General features: G+C 60.2%; 2 protein-coding genes. Both read left to right on the top strand.

The features are described 5' to 3' along the window. Positions 1-574 (top strand): nitrilase-related carbon-nitrogen hydrolase (locus tag ACEW8G_RS15525; protein WP_373489301.1); only part of this gene is annotated, 574 nt, incomplete at its 5' end. Positions 575-636: 62 nt separating this feature from the next. Then, the coding region (locus ACEW8G_RS15520) for a cation:proton antiporter (protein WP_373489300.1) at positions 637-1,836 on the top strand (1,200 nt) is incomplete at its 3' end.

Here is a 1,836-nt window from a genome sequence, read left to right as displayed (position 1 = left end):
CGAGCGCTATTGGTGGAAGATCAAGGGCGGGGACAGCATCGATGCCATCCAGACCGACTGCGGTCCGATTGGGGTGCTGATCTGTTATGACAGCGAGTTTCCTGAGCTCGCGCGCCGTCTCGCCGATGAAGGCGCGCGGATCATCTTCGTGCCGTTCTGCACCGACAGCCGCGAGGCCTATATGCGGGTGCGTTACTGCTGTCAGGCGCGGGCGATTGAGAACCAGTGCTATGTCGTGATGTCGGGCAATGTCGGCAACCTGCCCGGTGTCGATAATATGGACATCCAATATGCGCAAAGCTGCATCCTGACGCCGTGCGACCTGCCGTTTGCGCGAGACGGCATCGCAGCTGAGGCGAGCGAGAACGTCGAGACGCTGACGATCAGCGATGTGAATCTCGATGACCTCAGCTGGGCACGCAGCGAAGGCACGGTGCGCAATCTGGGTGACCGGCGTTATGACCTTTACCATATCGAGTGGGACCGCGCGGTCGGGCGCGGCCAGGGTTCATCGCGCAAGGAACGCGCGATGCAGGTCGCGCCAGCCGGGCCGCATGGCGGCGGCGGCGGATAAAGCACGACTTTGTTGCGATTAATGGCTGACAGGCGGCGACCCATCGGTCATTACCTCGGCTCATGCACAATCCGCTCGATAATCCAATGTTCAGCGATGCGCTGGTTATTCTGGGTGCCGCCGGAATAGTCATTCCGGCGTTTGCCCGTTTCCGAATCACGCCAATCATCGGTTTTCTGCTGATCGGTATTCTGGTCGGCCCGTTCGGGCTGGGGTCGCTGGTCGATGAATACCCCTGGCTATACCATGTCACGATCACCGATGCAGAGGCGATTGAGCCTTATGCCGAGTTCGGCATCATCCTGCTGTTGTTCACAATCGGGCTGGAATTGTCGTTCAAGCGTTTGTGGAGTTTGAGAAAACTCGTTTTCGGCGTGGGTGCGGCAGAGCTGACGCTATCGGCGCTGTTGATTGGGTTTGCTCTGTTTCTGGTCGGACAGAACATGGCTGGCGCGATTGGCCTGGGTCTTGCGCTCGCTTTGTCATCCACCGCTTTGGTGCTGCCAATTTCGGGCACGACATCGCCGGTCGGACGGGCCGCGCTGGCGATGTGCCTGTTTGAAGACGTTGCGATTGTGCCGATTATTTTCCTGCTCGGAGCGCTGGCGCCGATGGCCGGGTCTGATGCCGTGGGTGACCTCACCCAGACCTTGATCCTTGGCGTGCTGACCGTGCTTGGCATGTTGCTGCTCGGGCGGTTGATATTGCCCAAGATGTTTGCGCAGGCGGCGCGGACAAAGAACCCAGAGCTGTTTCTGGCCGCAAGCCTGCTGGTGGTGATCACCGCCAGTCTGGCCACTGCTTCGGTGGGCTTGTCACCGATTGTTGGTGCGCTGCTGGCGGGTCTAGTGATTGCCGAAACAGAGTATCGGGGTGAGGTCGAAATCCTGATTGAACCCTTCAAGGGGCTGGCGCTTGGTGTGTTTTTGATCACCGTCGGCATGTCGGTCGATCTGAGGGTGATTGCTGCTTATTGGCAAGAACTGGCTATGGCCGTAGTGGGTGTCCTGATCGTCAAGGCGGTGGTCACAGGCGTGCTGTTGCGCGTGGCCGGCGCAAGGCGGGGCACAGCAGCCGAAGTGGGCGTGCTGATGGCCAGCCCATCGGAAACCACGCTGATCGTGCTCGCTGCTGCAGTGCAGGCGCAGCTTATCCAGGCATCGACCGCGCAATTCTGGCAGATTGTGACCGCCATCGGCCTCACGATCACGCCGCTGTTGGCCAAGCTGGGCCACTCCATCGCCCGCCAGCTGGAAATGCGC

The sequence above is a fragment of the Blastomonas sp. genome, from assembly GCF_041747255.1.
GTDB lineage: Bacteria > Pseudomonadota > Alphaproteobacteria > Sphingomonadales > Sphingomonadaceae > Blastomonas.
The sequence above is the reverse complement of the archived record's forward strand: the minus strand, read 5'-3'. Positions and strand labels throughout refer to the sequence as shown.